The sequence below is a fragment of the Dyella sp. genome (assembly GCF_051954575.1).
GTDB lineage: Bacteria > Pseudomonadota > Gammaproteobacteria > Xanthomonadales > Rhodanobacteraceae > Dyella_B.
Map to the genome: position 1 here is coordinate 25,320 of NZ_JBQCHP010000164.1, position 16,800 is coordinate 42,119.

General features: G+C 59.9%; 8 protein-coding genes. 6 read left to right on the forward strand and 2 right to left on the reverse strand.

From position 1 onward, the window contains the following. The first annotated feature begins 376 nt into the window (after positions 1–376). The 3 genes from ACTHNE_RS19475 to ACTHNE_RS19485 all read left to right on the forward strand — a co-directional run bounded on the left by ACTHNE_RS19475 (position 377) and on the right by ACTHNE_RS19485 (position 5,964). A complete protein-coding gene (locus ACTHNE_RS19475) occupies positions 377–2,746 on the forward strand; it encodes a hypothetical protein (RefSeq protein WP_440270089.1) in 2,370 nt (789 codons plus the stop codon). A gap of 213 nt (positions 2,747–2,959) precedes the next feature. Then, positions 2,960–3,310, forward strand: coding sequence for a hypothetical protein (locus ACTHNE_RS19480; protein WP_324941121.1), 351 nt, complete (start codon positions 2,960–2,962; stop codon positions 3,308–3,310). 380 nt (positions 3,311–3,690) lie between these two features. Continuing rightward, positions 3,691–5,964, forward strand: coding sequence for a hypothetical protein (locus tag ACTHNE_RS19485; RefSeq protein ID WP_324941124.1), 2,274 nt, complete (start codon positions 3,691–3,693; stop codon positions 5,962–5,964). Between the two features lie 342 nt (positions 5,965–6,306). Here ACTHNE_RS19485 and ACTHNE_RS19490 read toward each other — a convergent pair whose 3' ends face one another. After that, positions 6,307–7,431 (reverse strand): SGNH/GDSL hydrolase family protein, encoded by a 1,125-nt coding sequence (locus tag ACTHNE_RS19490; protein WP_324941127.1) that lies wholly within the window; start codon positions 7,429–7,431, stop codon positions 6,307–6,309. Between the two features lie 431 nt (positions 7,432–7,862). Here ACTHNE_RS19490 and ACTHNE_RS19495 point away from each other — a divergent pair, with 431 nt between their 5' ends. The 3 genes from ACTHNE_RS19495 (at position 7,863) to ACTHNE_RS19505 (ending at position 13,056) form a co-directional block, all read left to right on the forward strand. Continuing rightward, positions 7,863–9,476 carry an alpha-L-fucosidase gene (locus ACTHNE_RS19495; protein ID WP_440270090.1) on the forward strand — a complete coding sequence of 538 codons (1,614 nt, stop codon included), beginning with the start codon at positions 7,863–7,865 and terminating at the stop codon, positions 9,474–9,476. A 283-nt stretch (positions 9,477–9,759) separates the two neighbouring features. Next, complete coding sequence (locus ACTHNE_RS19500; RefSeq protein ID WP_440270091.1) at positions 9,760–12,195, forward strand: glycoside hydrolase family 2 TIM barrel-domain containing protein; 2,436 nt, start codon at positions 9,760–9,762, stop codon at positions 12,193–12,195. 195 nt (positions 12,196–12,390) lie between these two features. Further along, positions 12,391–13,056 carry a DUF1349 domain-containing protein gene (locus ACTHNE_RS19505; RefSeq protein WP_324941135.1) on the forward strand — a complete coding sequence of 222 codons (666 nt, stop codon included), beginning with the start codon at positions 12,391–12,393 and terminating at the stop codon, positions 13,054–13,056. 475 nt (positions 13,057–13,531) lie between these two features. Here ACTHNE_RS19505 and ACTHNE_RS19510 read toward each other — a convergent pair whose 3' ends face one another. Continuing rightward, positions 13,532–16,765: an eCIS core domain-containing protein gene (locus ACTHNE_RS19510; protein ID WP_440270092.1), complete on the reverse strand. Its 3,234-nt coding sequence runs from the start codon at positions 16,763–16,765 to the stop codon at positions 13,532–13,534. Positions 16,766–16,800 lie beyond the last annotated feature (35 nt).

Genomic DNA, 16,800 nt, shown 5'->3' on the forward strand with positions numbered 1-16,800 from the left:
GGGAGTCTTTCAAGAACGCTCGAGCCGATCGCCGCCTTCCAGACAACGACATAGCTGCGCCAAGTCTCAGCTACGCGCATGCTTGCTCCCTCCCCTCCCCTACTACACGTAGGGGAGGGGACAGATACATGCCATCGACATACCGCAAGCGAAATGTTTGCCGTACCTCACGAATGTCTGCAAAGGCCTGTCATTGACCTATGGGGACAGGGCTCTTCGAACTGCTTTCAAAGTAGAGTGCCAGCGATCCGAGCGAGCATCGCAGCACGATACGTTCGCGACAAAAAACGCCAGGACGAACCGCTTTCGATAAATGACCTCATGCATCGGGAGCGACGCACCTCGCGTTGATCTTGCACATCATCTGGAGGGGGCAATGAAGAACCGTTTGTACCGCGCCATCACACGCGGTCTGGCATGCGGCGCGCTCGCCGCGCTGTCGCTATCGCATACCGCTGCGCTTTCGGCGCAGACCGCGCCGTCCTACACCTGGAACAACGTGCGCATCGTCGCCGGCGGTTACGTCGACGGCATCATTGCGCATCCCAAGCAGCAGGGGTTGTTCTATGCGCGCACGGACGTGGGTGGCGCGTATCGCTACGACTCCAGCAACAAAAAGTGGATCGCGTTGAACGACTGGGTGTCCTCGGGCAATCAGGGCGGTATCGAAAGCATCGCCATCGATCCCAACAACGCCAATATGCTGTACCTGATGACGGGTTTGTACGTCAGCCGATGGTCGTCCCCGGGTCAATTGCTGGTGTCGTCCGACCAGGGCAAAAGCTTCACCGCGTACACGATGAATTTCCGTGTCGGCGGCAATGACGACGGACGCAACACCGGCGAACGTCTGCAGGTGGATCCGAATGACGGTTCCGTGCTGTTTTACGGCACGACCAACGCTACTTACAACACGTCCAGCTCCGGTCCGCTGCAGATAGCTGGCCAGGACGGCTTGTGGACCAGCAAGGACAAAGGCGCGACGTGGTCGCAGGTGAGCGGCTTCACTGCGCTCACCAACGACGGCACCGGCGAGGGCGTGACGTTCATCGCCTTCGCGCCTGCAGGTGAAACGGCTGGTACGCCGACCAAGACCATCTATGTCGGTGTGTCGACGGCCACCGCAGCCACCAATGCTGCGACGCTCTACGTAAGTACCGATGGCGGTGTCACGTGGAACGCGGTGCCCGGCGGCCCCAGCAATGAGTTGCCGCAGCGTGGACAGCTAGGGCCGGATGGCAATCTCTACATCACCTACGGCAACAGCAAGGACAGCAACGGTAACTACACGTATGCCATCGGCCCCAACGGCTTGAACATGGGCGCGGTATGGAAGTACGACACCACCAAGCATGTGTGGGCCGACATTACGCCGAAGGACCCAATCAACTATGCATCCGGCTACAGCGGCGTGTCGGTCGATCCTTCGCATCCCGGCACTGTCGTAGTGATGACCATGGATCATTGGTATCCGATGGATACCATGTATCGCACCACCGATGGCGGCAACAGCTGGACCGACGTGGGCGGCGCCACCCAGAACGGTGTTCCGCCGACCACCGGCACCTATGCCATCCGTGATGCGAGCCTGTCGCCATGGATGATTCCGCCCGGACAGAAACAACCCGGCTTCGGCAACTGGGGCGAAGTGGTGATCGATCCCTTCAATTCCGCCCATGCCATGTACGGATGGGGCGGCGGTATCTGGACCACGTACGATCTGACCGACGCCGATGCCGGCAAGCCGACGTACTGGTCGGTGGGCGCCAGCGGTATCGAGGAAACGGCCGTGCTTACGCTGGTCTCGCCCACTTCCGCCCCGCACCTGATCAGCGGCCTGGGCGACGTCTGCGGTTTCGTGCACGTCAGTCTTACCTCGCCGCCGCCGCAGCAAGGGGTTCCGTTGTGCAACGGCGGCGACGGCAACGGCACCGGGATCGACTATGCCAAGTACGCGCCATCGACGATCGTTCGCGTCGGCGCAGGCGGCGACAACACTCTGGGCACGCTCTCGCACGATGGCGGCTCCACCTGGACGGTGTTTGCGAGCAAGGCCAATTCGACCAACGGTGGCGGCACCGTGGCCATTTCCGGCGACGGCAAGACCATCGTGTGGGCGCCCACCGATATCGCGCCGGTGATCTCCAACGACAACGGCGCAAGCTGGACGACCGCCAACGGAAATGGCTTGCCGTCGCTTCCCGTCGGCGTGCAGGTGGTTTCCGATGGCGCCAGCGGCAACGTGTTCTATGCCTTCGATCAGGGCAACGGCGTTTTCTACAGCAGCACCGACAAGGGCGTGAGCTGGCATGTCGCATACACCGGCTTGCCCAAAGCGGATCCTTCCTATCAGCACAGCCAGGCCACTGCCGTCACCGGCGTTCCGGGTGAAGCCAAAGCCGGCGATGTGTGGATCGCCACGCCGAACGGTTTGTTCCGCAGCATCACCTACGGCGCCAGCTGGAGCCAGGTCGATGCCGGCAGCATCACCGTCGCCAATTCGATCGGCTTCGGCAAGGCGATCACCGGTTCGCACTACCCCACCGTTTATCTGTCAGGAACGGTGAACGGCATCACCGGCGTGTTCCGCTCCACCAATGTCGGCGCAACGTGGGTGCAAATCAACGACACGCTGCATCAGTGGGGTGGCGCTGGCCTGGTGGTCGGCGATCCGCGAACCTTCGGCACGGTGTATATCGGGCCAGACGAAGCACGCGGCGTTATTTACGGCACGTCGGCGAACTGATGGGGCCTGAGGCTCCCTTTTCTGTTGTACGCGAGGAAGGGAGTTTTTCAAAAGCTCTCAGACCGAAGATGTTCTGGCCAGGCAAGTCATGCGCGCGCCCCCTCTCTCCATCCTCATTCAAGGATGGGGAGAGGGGTTACTTAGAAAATTATTTGCAAGTCACCCCATGAGGCGATGATGCAAAAACGCTGTCACGCCTCATGCGCTGACCGCGTGCCAAAACTTCCCGCACAGCAGCGCGCTTTCGCGAGAAGACGTCAAGAAAAAATGAAGAACGTCGTGGAATTCGAGCCGATGGCAGAATCAGCATGCTTTTTCTTCACGCATGCACTGCGCATCGAATTGAAGGTCCATGAAAATTTGAACTTCCCCGATATTCAATTTGACATCCATGGCGACGCAAATCAGCAGCAGATTTGCGACGCCGTCTGCTCTATTGCATGTTTCTTTTGCGCAACAACACAAAACACTCACGTTTCGCGACGAAATTGCTGCTACGCAGCTTCAATTTTCGCAAGCGTGCCTTGCGTTCTTCGCAATGCCACACCTGACCGCGAGCGATAGAGTGCTGCGCCAGGAATGCGGTGATGCGTGTAGCAATAGCATTGATGCATCACCGCATTCCCGAAGCCGGAACGCGTCATACGCAAGAGCATTTTCTTGCGATAACCCAGACAGTCGTCAGTCCATCGAAAGCTGGAGTCCAGTGCCTTTTGCCTAAAAAACCATTGGATCCCCGCTTTCGCTGGGAGGACGAGGGGAAAGTTTTCGGCGAATGAAAGTCGTCGACGTCGCAATGGTCGAACGAAATGCTGTTCAACGAAGCAATCTTTTTTGTCACGCAACAATGACGCGATGCATCGCCTTCCTGCAGTGATGCGCTGATGGACCAGCGGCGGCGATACACCGCAACGAATCCAAGATGCAAAAACCTGGAGGGGATCATGAAGACACGCTTGCAGCGGGCCATTGCCCGTGGATTGATCTGCAGCACATTGGCCGCCCTTTCGCTATCGCCTGTCGTAGCGTTTGCGCAAAGCACGCCGTCCTACACCTGGAACAACGTGCGCATCGTGGCCGGCGGTTACGTCGACGGCATCATCGCGCATCCGAAACAGCAAGGGCTGTTCTACGCACGTACGGACGTCGGCGGCGCCTATCGCTACAACGCCACCACTGCGCAATGGGTGCCGCTGAACGATTGGACGCCACCGGCCGATTCGCAATGGACGGGCATCGAAAGCATCGCCATCGATCCGAACAACGCCAACATGCTTTACCTGGTTGGCGGTCTGTACACGCAATCGTGGGGCTCCAACGGTGCGATCCTGGTGTCGTCCGACCAGGGCGCGCACTTCACCGCACATCCACTCAGCTTCAAGGTTGGCGGCAATATGGACGGACGCAACGTGGGCGAACGTTTGCAGGTGGATCCCAACAAGGGCTCGATCCTGTTCTACGGTACGCGCAATGATTCCGATCAGCCCAGCACCAATGGTTTGTGGACCAGCACCGACAGCGGCAGCACCTGGACGCGCGTGGGCGGCTTCAATGCGCTGTCCAGCGATGGCACCGGCGCGGGCGTGGCGTTCATCGCGTTTTATCAACCATCGAGCGGCGCCGGTTCGCCGACCAAGACCCTTTTTGCCGGCGTATCCACCAGCACGGCGGCATCGTCGCTCTACAAGAGCACGGACGGCGGCGTGACGTGGGCGCCAGTATCCGGCGGCCCTGCCGCGGGCATGATGCCGCAGCGTGGCCTGATCGGGCCGGACGGCAATCTCTACATCACCTACGGCAATGCCATCGGTCCCGGCAGCATGACCGCAGGCCAGGTGTGGAAATACAGCATTGGCCTGAACACCTGGCAAAACATCACGCCGACCGATCCGTACAACTATCCATCGGGTTACAGCGGTCTGGCGCTCGATCCGGAAAAGCCGGGCACGCTGGTGGTGATGACGATGGATCACTGGTGGCCCAGCGACACCATGTATCGCAGCACCAATGGCGGTTCCACCTGGACCGACGTGGGCGCGAAAGCAGTACGTGATTCAAGCGTGTCGCCGTGGATCGTGCAGCCAGGGCAAACGCAAGCAGGCTTTGGCAACTGGGGCGAAGTGGTGATCGATCCGTTCAATTCTGCGCATGCCATGTACGGCACGGGCGGCGGCATCTGGGCGACGTCCGACCTTACTTCCGCCGATGCGGGACAAGCCACGCACTGGACCGTAGGTGCCAGCGGGATCGAGGAGACGGCGGTGATCACCTTGTTGTCGCCCACCGCCGGTCCGCCCTTGATCAGCGGGCTCGGCGACGTTTGCGGATTCGTGCACACCAGCCTTACGTCGGTGCCGCAGTCGCAACCCAACAACCCCACCTGCGGGGACAGCATCGGTACCGGCTTGGACTTCGCCAAGAACTCAGCCTTGACAATCGTGCGCATTCTGCAGCACGGCAATAGCACCCTCACCTCGTACGGCTCGATCTCCTACGATGGCGGCTCCACCTGGACGGGCTTCGCCAACCAGGCCGGCTCCACCAATGGCGGCGGCACGGTGGCGATTTCTGCCGATGGCGGCACCATCGTGTGGGCGCCCTCGGATGTGGCACCAGTGGCATCCACCGATCACGGCAGCAGCTGGAAGACGCTCACGTATCCTTCCAGCAGCGGCACCGCCAACCTGCCGACCGGTGCACAAGTGTTGTCCGATGGATCCAACGGCAATCTGTTCTATGCCTGGAATCAGGCCACAGGTACGTTCTTCAGCAGCTCCGACAAGGGCGTGACGTGGTACGCATCGACCACTTCCGGCTTGCCGGTGCTCGCTTCCTGGCAAAGCAGCCAGGCATCGACGGTAACGGGCGTGCAAGGCGATATCTGGCTTGCGACACCCAACGGCCTGTATCGCAGCCAGAGTTCCGGCTGGAGCTGGAGCCAGTTCGACGCATCGGCTATCAGCGCCGCGACGTCGATCGGATTCGGCAAGGCGGCGCCCGGCAAGTATTACCCAACGATCTATCTGGCCGGTACGGTCAACGGCGTAACCGGCCTGTTCCGTTCCATCGACACCGGTGCAACCTGGGTGCAGATCAACGACGCGCAACATCAGTGGGGCGGCGTGACGCACGTGGTGGGCGATCCCCGTACGTTCGGCACGGTGTACCTGGGTACCAATGCAGCGCGCGGCGTCATCTACGGCATCTCGTCGAATTGATGGATGCACCGGTCGCCATCCCTCCCCTGCTTGCGGGGGAGGGATGGCCACAATACCTCGAACTTAACCTTTACGCTGCTGCAGTTTCGAAGCGAATCGTCATTCCGGCGGAGGCCGGAATCCAGTCAAACAAGAAGTGCGCAGCACACGACATAAAGGTTTTGTGTGGGTCGCACGACGTATTCAAACTGGATTCCGGCCTTCGCCGGAATGATGACTCGCTCTGAAACAGGGTTGCCACAGGTGTTAAGTTCGGAGCACTGGGGGATAGCAAGCCTCATAGGCTTGGATGAAATCCCGGTATCGCGATCCGCATGAAAGCCGCAACGATGAGCCAGCCACTTACGGTATGAACCACTTCAAATCCACTGCTTGAGCCATCGCCTTGTAGCCGGTACTGCTGGGATGCAGGTGATCGCCGCTGTCATAAGCGGGCAGCATTTTTTGCGGGGCAGCCGGATCGCGAACGACCTTGTCGAAATCCACCACGCCGTCGAACGCGCCGGAGTGACGAATCCAGTCATTCAATGCTTCGCGCGTCTTTTCGCCGGCTACGCTGTGATACGGCCAGCCGCTGCCGCCGTAAGGCGTCAAGGTTGCACCGTAGATCTTCACGTGTTTCGCATGCGCACGCGCAATCAGGGACTTCATGCCGTCGATAAGTTGCTGCGTGGAGATTTTGTCCTTGGCGTCCCACGCAAAGCCTGAGCCGCCGATATCGTTGATGCCTTCCAATAACACGATCCAGCGCACGCCTGGTTTATCCAATGCATCGCGGTCGAAACGCGACAGTGCGCTGGGGCCGATACCGTCATGCAGGATGTGGTTGCCGGCGATACCGGCATTCGCCACCGCGATGGATGAGCGCGACGCGTCTGCCTGCAGACGTTCAGCCAGATAGTCGGGCCAGCGGGTGTTGGCATCCTGCGTGGAGCCGGCGCCGTCGGTGATGGAGTCGCCGAAGGTGACGACGGTAGCCTTGGCGACGGGACCAGACACTTCCACGTCGGTGAGAAAGAAGCGCGCGCCGCTTACTTCATCCAGGGGGTAATGCGTTGCTGCGGTGGCATCGCCGTTTTCGGTGATGTACGCCGTAGCCAAGGCGGCATTGTGGGTAGTGGATGCGTGATAAGGCGCAGCGGCCGGCGCGTACAGGCTTACCGCCAATTCCTGTAGTGGCTTCACGTCCATTTTTACCGGATCGCTCAACACGCTTTCGCCCTTGGCGATGGTCACCGTGGGCTTGCCGTTGAACAGCAGCGCGTGATCGCTGCCGGGCACGGTATCCGCACCACTGGCATGCAGCGCGATGCGCGCGGGACCCAGCGTGATGGGTAGATTGCCGAACAAATTGGAAAGCCGGATGCGCACTTCCGAGCCGCCTACGCTGACGCGCACGATCTGGCGCACGGTCTGGTCGTTCACGGCAGGCCCGGCCGTATCCGGCACGGCGGACCAGGTATCCACCCAAGCACCATGCCTCGTGTCTGCGGCCATCGCACCCGCAACGCATCCGCACACCGAGCCGGCCAATACCCATTTCAAAAGCTGATGACGCACGCCACTCCCCTCTCCGGCATGAAAGGGCGACGTATAGCAAAGGTCCGATTAACTTAGTTGCGAAGGAGCATTACAAAATTTATCAACTGCGCGTTCGGCAAACATTTGCTGCAATGCAGAAACGCTTGCTGTGAAGCTGGGATCGCATCTCAGGCCACGTCCGCTCGCAACATGGCATCGGTCGCATGATCGAGGCAGGAAGACATTCATGATTTTTGCGAGGGCGCATTACGAATTTCATCGTCAAGCGGCATGACATCAAAAACATTGCCTAAGCTTGTGGAGATGCATCACGAGGGGACACCATGCCTTTTTCTCGCCGATCGTTTCTCGCCGGAATGGCGCTCGGACTTTCCTCGCCTTATTGGATGCCACGCGTGGGTCGCGCGGCATCGAACGGCCGCGGATTATTCCAACCGACCTGGGACTCGCTGCGCGCTTATGCTGCGCCCGCATGGTTCCGCGACGCCAAGTTCGGCATCTGGGCGCACTGGACCGCGCAGTGCGTGCCCGAACAGGGCGACTGGTACGCGCGCAACATGTATATGCAGGGCGAGCCGCAGTACGAGTATCACTGCCGTACTTATGGCCATCCTTCCAAGTTTGGCTTCATGGAAATCGATCATCTGTGGAAGGCCGAAAACTGGGATCCGGACGCGCTGATGCGCCTGTACAAGGCGGCCGGCGCAAAATATTTCGTGGCACTGGCCAACCATCACGACAACTTCGACACCTACGACTCCAGCCACCACGCGTGGAATTCGGTCAAGGTAGGGCCGCGCAAGGATATCGTGGGCGGCTGGGCCAAGGTCGCGCGCGAGCACGGCTTGAAGTTCGGCGTCAGCAATCACTCCGCGCACGCTTGGCATTGGCTGCAGCCTGCCTACGGCTATGACGGCGAAGGCCCGCTTGAGGGCGTGCGCTATGACGCGGCACGCCTGACCAAGGCGGACGGCCGCGGCAAATGGTGGGAAGGACTGGATCCGCAGGAGCTCTACACCGGCCCCAACATCAAGCTGCCCGACGGCATCCACGGCGCGGCAGCAGTCAAGCACTGGCATGAGCAGCACGATGGGCTGTGGGCGGAAAACCCGCCACCGCACAACCCGCAGTTCGTGCGAAGCTGGTTCCTGCGCTGCAAGGAACTGCTCGACAAATATCGCCCCGATCTCCTGTATTTCGACGACACCGGCTTGCCGCTTGCTCAAGCAGGCCTGGATATCGCCGCCTACTACTACAACGCCAGCCGCCAATGGCATGGCGGCGAACTGGAGGCCGTACTCAACGCCAAACGCCTCACGCCCGAACAGACGCCCGCGCTGGTGGAGGATATCGAGCGTGGCGTCGCTGATGCGATCCGTCCCCTGCCCTGGCAAACCGACACCTGCATCGGCGACTGGCATTACTCGCGCGCACGGTTCGAACAGCACAGCTACAAGAGCGCCACCACCGTCATCACGCGCCTGTGCGACATCGTGTCCAAGAACGGCAATCTGCTGCTCAGCATTCCGCTGCGCGGCGACGGCACCATCGATGCGGACGAACGCCAGGTGCTGGAACAGCTGGCGGCATGGATGCGCATCAACGATGAAGCCATCTTCGGCACGCGTCCGTGGCATACCTACGGCGAAGGCCCGACCAAGGTTGCAGGAGGCATGTTCGCGGAAGACAAGGCCGATGCATTTACGGGGCAGGACATTCGCTACACCACCAAGGGCGAGACGCTTTACGCCATCGCCTTGGGGCGTCCTGCCTCGTCGCAGCTGACGCTGAAATCGCTTGCGTCGAACGTATCGGGCAACGTCGAGCGGGTGGAGATGCTGGGCATGCAAGCGCCGTTACGGTTCAAGCGCGATGCGCAGGGGCTGACGCTTGAGTTGCCGGAGAACATGCCTGGAGAGCAGGCTGTCGCGTTCAAGATCTCGGGGCGTGGCCTAGTTGCTGCATCGTAGCGGTTTGGGTTCACGTCAATGATTGACTTGAGCGCACTTCGATGCCCGCGAGGATAGGTCCCCTCCCCTGCATGCAGGGGAGGGTTAGGGTGGGGTGCGAGCGTAGCGAGCGGCGGAAAGCGGATATCGTCGCAAGATATGGATTTCTTACCGGCAAAAAATCATGGCGAGATTTGGTTGCACGCTAAAGCCCAAGCAACCCCACCCCAGCCCTCCCCTACTAACGCAGGGGAGGGAGCCGATCACGGCAAGCATCAAGTCGACACTCCGAAGGGAAGTTTCCATGGCAATGATTTTCAAGTTGACCCGCAACGCATTCGCTGCCATCACCTTCCTCACCATCGCCCTGCCCTTGAGCGCCGAGCAACGCACGCTCTCGCAAGACTGGTTGTTCTACAAAGGCGACGTGGCCAGCGCATCATCGGCAAGCCTCGACGACCACGCCTGGCGCAAGATCGACGTGCCGCACGACTGGTCGATCGCCAACAAACCCGACGGCAGCGCACCCTACGATGCCAACACACCCGGCGGCCAGAGCTCCGGTTACTTGCCGGGCGGCATCGGCTGGTATCGGCGCCACATCACGCTCAGCGCCGAAGAAGCCGCCCGCGTGGTTCGCCTGAATTTCGAGGCGATCTACATGGATGCGGACATCTGGCTCAACGGTGAGCATGTCGCGCAACACCGTTACGGCTATACGGCTTTCAGCGTGGATTTGACCGGCAAGGTGCACGCTGGCGATAACGTCGTGGCCATCCGCGCCAACCATGCCGATCCGTCCTCCCGCTGGTATGCGGGTTCGGGCTTGATCCGCCCGGTCAGCCTGGATGTTCTCGATCGCGTGCATCTCGATCCAGACAGCATCTTCGTAAGCACGCCGATGGCCACACAGGCGCTTGCGAAGGTGACCGCGCATGCCACGGCGGCCAACGATTCAACTCAAGCCCGTACGGTCGAGCTCGCAACGAAACTGCTCGCGCCGAACGGACAGGTCGTTGCGCAGTCGCGCCAGAACAAGTCGCTGGCCGCCGGCGCCAGGACGGACTTCGACCAGACGCTTGAGATCACCAACCCATCGCTGTGGTCGCCCGATTCGCCCAACCTGTATACGCTCGTGCAGGATGTCTACGCCAACGGCGTCATGACCGACCAACGGCGCACCCGCTTCGGCGCCCGCACGATCACCGTCGACGCGGAACATGGCCTGCGCATCAACGGCCAGAAAGTGCTGCTGCGCGGCGGCAACATCCATCACGACAACTACATGCTCGGCGCGGCGGGCTGGCCCGATGCCGATGCGCGCAAAGTCGCGTTGATGAAGGCCGCCGGTTACAACGCCATTCGCAGCGCGCACAATCCCGCCAGCCAGGCGACGCTCGACGCGGCCGACGAACTGGGCATGCTGGTCATCGACGAAGCGTTCGACATGTGGAACATGAGCAAGACGCCCATGGACTACGCACGCTTCTTCAAACAGGACGGATTGCACGATCTCGACAGCCTGGTGATCAGCGGACGCAATCATCCCAGCGTGCTGTTCTGGAGCATCGGTAACGAAATTCCCGAACAAGGCACACCGCTGGGCGTGGAAACGGCGCGCAAGCTGGCCGAGCGCGTGCGTGCACTCGACCCGACCCGGCCAATCACCGAAGCGGTAAGCGTCGACACGCCGCATATTGCCAACCAATACGCCGTGCTCGACGTGGCCGGCTACAACTACAACGCCCCGCTGTTCGCACGCGATCACCAAGCATTTCCACAGCGCGTAATGCTCACCACCGAATCGACCTCCAAGAACGCATTCACCTATTGGCGTGCGGCGGAAACCATGCCCTGGGTGATCGGCGATTTCGTATGGACGGCCGTGGATTATCTGGGCGAAACCGGCATCGGCTGGATGGGCTACAACCAGGATTGGCAAAAACTTGGGCCCTATCCCTGGCATCTGGCCTATTGCGGTGAAATCGACGCGACTGGACGCAAGCGGCCCGCGGCCTATTACCACGAAGTGATCTGGAAAACCGGCATCGATCCGATTTCGGCATTCGTGCAGCAACCAGCCGGCACGGAAGACCTGCCCGATCGCCACCTGTTTACCGTCACCCAGCCGCATACGGACTGGTCGCTGGAAGATGTCCACCCGAGCTGGACCTGGCCCGGCCAGGAAGGCAAGCCGCTCAACGTGGTGGTGTATTCCGAATTTCCGGAAGTGGAACTGTTTCTCAACGGCAAAAGCCTGGGACGCAAGGCGACCGGCGTCGATACGCAGTACAAGGCGACGTACTCGGTGCCGTATCACCCAGGCCGCCTGGTGGCGGTCGGTTATCGTGATGGCCGCCCTGCAGGACAATGGATATTGCGCACCGCCGACAAGCCGGCGCGCATCGACGTATCGCTCGATCGAACGCAGCTACGCGCCAACGCACAAGACCTGGCTTACGTCACCATCACCCTCGCCGACGACAACGGCACGCCGATTTACAACCAGAACGACGACCGTCAGGTGCGCGTTCGCGTCACGGGCGCAGGCGAATTTGCCGGCATGGGCAACGGCAAACCCGATGATGTTTCCAGCTTCCAATCCGGACCATGGAAGACATTCCATGGGCGGGTCGTTGCCGTCGTTCGCTCCGGAATGCAGGCGGGACCGATTGAAGTGCAAGTCGACGCGGATGGCTTGCCGACGCGGCGCGTCTATCTCCATGCCGTGTCGCCTTAGCTCCCATTCGCCTAATGCCGGCCGTGGGAAATCTTCAACCTCTGCCGTGGCATTTGCTACTTCGTCGCCCCGGCGAAAGCCGTAGCCCAGCAACTTGAAGATCGTCAAAGTCACTGGATCCTGGCTCTCGCCGGGGCGACGAATCGGCAGTGCTGGATTTTCAGGCAAAGATGCTGGCTTCCACTGGAGCAACCATTGCAAATAAAAAGCCACATCGTCCGCGTCATAGTCATCGCGATAGCCACCAGCGCAAGCGCTGCATACGCCCAAGCTCCCACGCTTGCAGGCATCCCGTCCCCTTTCACCTGGCAAAACAAACCTGCCGAGTGGAGCGCCAACAGCAACTCACTCACGCTGACGGCAGCAAAGAAAACCGACTGGTTCGTCTATCCCGGCGGCGGATATACCGCAAACAGCTCACCACGGCTGCTATTCAAAGCGACAACCGATTTCGTATTCAGCAGCAAAGTCGAGATAAAGGCACACGCAACCTATGATGCCGGTTGCCTTGTCTTGTACGCATCAACATCTACTTGGTCCAAACTTTGCCTGGAAGCCCAAGCCGACCACCGTCTCGACGTCATCTCGGTGGTAACACGCGGGTCATCGGATGACGCCACGTCATTTCCAGCAAACGGCACATCGATCTACCTGAAGATAGCCAAGGCGGACGGAACCATCTTTTTCTACGCTTCGGAAGACGGCAAAGCCTGGACGATCATTCGCAAACTCAGTCTGCCATCGGGCAATCCGCTGCTAACGGGTTTTTCTGCGCAATCCCCGGATGGCAATGGCACAAGCGCCTTGTTCAGGGATTTCCATTACCTCGCACAGAAGGTCGATCTCTGGAATTTGCAGTGAGTGCAGTCATCCTGATCAGCGAGCCCTCGTTTTATGAAAGCATCCGGAAACTCATCCAGCGCCGCTTCCAATCCGGCAGCGCAAGACATTGCACGGCAGGGTGGCGGATGTTGACGCGGCAGGTTTATCTCAACGCTGTATCGCCTTAGCTGCAAAGCAATTACCTAAGCGCGTATCAAGGTCGCCAGGAGCCACCCATTCGTCGTCCGGCGAAGGCCGGAATCCAGTTGAAAAGACCTGCGCAGCACCAACGAGCAAGTTCGTGTGCCGCTCAACGACATGTTCGATTCGGCCAAAGTTGTATTTGCAGAAGGCATCAAACCTAACTGCATCTTCAATCAACCACCGTCCTCGAGAAGCGGCCAGGCTAATTTTTTAGCATCAAGAACTGAACCAGCCCTCTTTCGGGTTCCCGCTCTACTGCAGCGTGCAGAATCCCCGATGCGCCACGATGGCGCGGGAGCCGGCCACCTCCCTATTTCTCCACCGCTTCCTTGTGGATCTTGTCCAAAATCCCCTTCAATCGAAAGAGGTATCCGGCGATATCCAAACTACTTATCCCAATCTTCGGTATATCGGGAAACTGCCGGCCATATTTTTGTTGAATACGAACCCATTCCGCCGCCGCCGCACTCGCGATGCATTTAGCTATCCACACTTTTCCAATAATACCCGCCTTACGCATCTTCCCCGCCTCGTCGTTGAGAACGAGGATACGTGCCATATCTATGCAATAGGCGGCCGCCATTTCCTTCTTGGCCTTGTCGTCCGGCGCCTCTTGAAGGATGGAAAGCATGGTCTGCTCATACATGTGCAAGCGGGGTAACGCACTCAACTGACCAAGAACCCCGCGGCCGATGGTAAGGTGGTCGTCCTGCTGCCCTTCCGCCCCCGGGTCCCGCCCCACCGTATATGTTTCTCCTCCGTGCGCGGCGGTTTGATGGGATCTTGCGTCTTTCTCTTCGTTCGCCAACTCCTCCTTGCTCATGACGGTTTGGTCCAGAGAGTGCACGCCCAGTTCGTGGGCCAGCAGCCCCAGCGTTTCGCCGACGGTGAACAGGGTTGCCTGATAATCATCTACGTTCACGTTTATCAGGTTTGCGTCGCTCCTGGTGTTGGCAACATCCTTGGTGACTTGCGGGCGCAGATTGATCCTGATTTGCAAAGGCGGCCTTCTGCTCAGCAGAAAAGGAGCCTTGGCCAGAGCCGATGCGACACCGACCGCCCAACGCCCGACCTCCGGATTGCGCCACACACGATCGGTTGCATAGATCTCGATCTTCATGCCATTGGCTGCGTTGGCTCCGAAGATTTTTGTGTACCCCTTGCGCGCTTTGGAGCGTCGCTGCTGGAGCGCCAAATCCAGCGCGATCAACTGCTTTCTGAGGAAATCGGCGTGACTGCCGTCTTCACCAAGGTGCTTCAGCGTCGCTGCCTGCATGTGCAAAAGCTCGGAAATCGAGGACGAAGCCAATCCCTGACTGAGGAAGCTCTGGACGATCTCGTCTTTCGCCTCGGCGTCCGAATAGTCCACGGTCGCCTTGCCATCTTCCAGCTCTGCCAGTTTCCGTTGTAGGGCCTCGTTGTCGGAAGGCTCGGCCACCATCAGTTTGTGGGCATCCCAAACTGTCCCGCCTGAGCTCAGAAACTTGTCGATCAGCCGTTCGCGCTCCTTCAGTTCCTTTCCGGTCAGCCCCGATTCCATCAGCAAATCGCCCAGCGCCGGGTGCTGCATCATCCAGTTGCTGTCAAACCCGATGGTGGATCCGCCGTGTTCTACTTCGTGGGCCTGCAATTGACGGTAGGTATACAAGGTTGCCATCGCGTAGGAGGGCGCGTGATGGCCGCCGATCCGATGCACCGAGGGATCCACCCGACGCGTGGAGGGCGACCAGACACCCTCCTCCCCCTCCTTCGGGGTTCCCATGTCATCCATTTCATCCCAGGTACCGTCGTCATTGCTGACCACCGCGATGTAGTGCCCGCCGCTGCTGTGCGAGATCGTGTTGCGAACGATATAGGCGGTGAGCTGATAAGTTGGACCGGGAAGGCCGTTGTGGGTGATCGCTGCGGGAATGGTGAATTGCCGTGGCATGTCGATGCTGTCGTATTCGTCGCCGCGCACGATGCCAATGGACAGCACTTCGGGAAAGCCGGTGATCACCCTGGCTACGGTATGCGGCGAAGCAACGTCTTCGGCATGCAGTGCGGAGCTGTGGACACCCTGAACAAAATGCGCACTCAAGGCATCCAGCAAACTGTGCTGCCCGTGTGCGTAAAGCTGCAGCACGAATTCGTCTTCGTCCTGTACGTCGTTGGGTGATCCATCGTCGTAGACGCGTGTTTCGCGCGTTGTGAGCGGTTGCGTGGGGCGAACCAGATCTAGCACGCCCATCAATATCTGGCTGGCATCTTGCTGCTGCTGATCGGGTTCTTCGTCAACATTATCGTTCGCCAATAATCCGACCTGGTTCAAGCAGGCAAGCAGGGCTCTCATTTGCGCCGCGCTCACCGTACCGCCGCTATGAATCCGTTGCACCAGCGGAAGAATGGCGTCCTGCATCAAGCGCGCATTGCTGTCGGGCAACGTGGGATTGTGCAGCGGATCGAACAGGCGACGGTAATAGGCGTTGCGGGCAATGATGTTGAGCATCGCTGCCGCATAGCAACTGTTCTGGATATGCTCGGAACCCGTCGTTCCAGTGCGAATTCCTTCGGGCGGACCTTCCAGCAAAAGCAATGTGGGATGCCTGGCGGTGGCGAGTTGACCGAACAACGTCACCAGGCCGATCGCCCCCATACTCCGAAGCGACTTCTGTTGTGCCGTCGGCATGACGTAGAGGCCAAGTACCACGTTCCGGATAATCATCGGGTCGAGGTTCAAAACGCGCATCAGCGGCGTATCGTGCTCCCTGTCACGCGCAACCAGCACCCGGTGCTCACCGGAAGATGGGTCTTCCTGAGTTTCCTGTCCATCCAGGTTTTCTCGTATCTCGCTGAGAAAATCACGAACCGTCTTCGGCAGAAGACGCCATACTCGGCTCAACAGATCCAGATTGGCCTGTACATTGCTGCGCACCACAAGTTGGCCGCCGATTTCCTCTTCCTGTGCCTGGCCCTTGTCGCCCTTGCCTTTTCCCAGTTGGATGGGCGCCAGGGAACGCGACTGTATGATGCGCGGCATCCTCTCCCGGTCGGCCACAGCGCCCGGTGCGCCCGGGCGGGCTGCCGCGTCCATTCGAAGCGCCTTTTGACCCATTATGTCCGCTTCGCGCTCGAGCCCCCGGTCATCGTTGACCAGCGCGCCGTTCAACTGCACGGTGGCCGCCACCCGCCCCTGTTTCTGCTGCACCACATGCCATGCTTCATGCGGCAAATGCTTTTCCTGTCCGGGACCTAGGTGAATCTCATTGCCTTGAGCATAAGCCAGGGCATCCAACTGCGCCGGCCTGGCGCAATTGCGATGCACGGTTACCCCACCCATGTCCAATCCCGACAAAGACTCGATGCCTGCTCGCAGGGGTGTCGGCAAACCTTTGGGATTGTGTTGCGCCTGTGTCTCTCGCAACTGCGCAAGCTTTCGCTGCTGCGCATCCTGCCGAGGACTCGCATCGACCTGCCGTTGCATGGGAAGTCGCGAAGCCGGGTGGATGCGAACTTCCGCATTTGCCGCCGCCTGCTTGCGCTGCGCTGAAACAACCTGCTTCATGGCCGTGACCTCCGCATACAAGGCGTTCCACACAA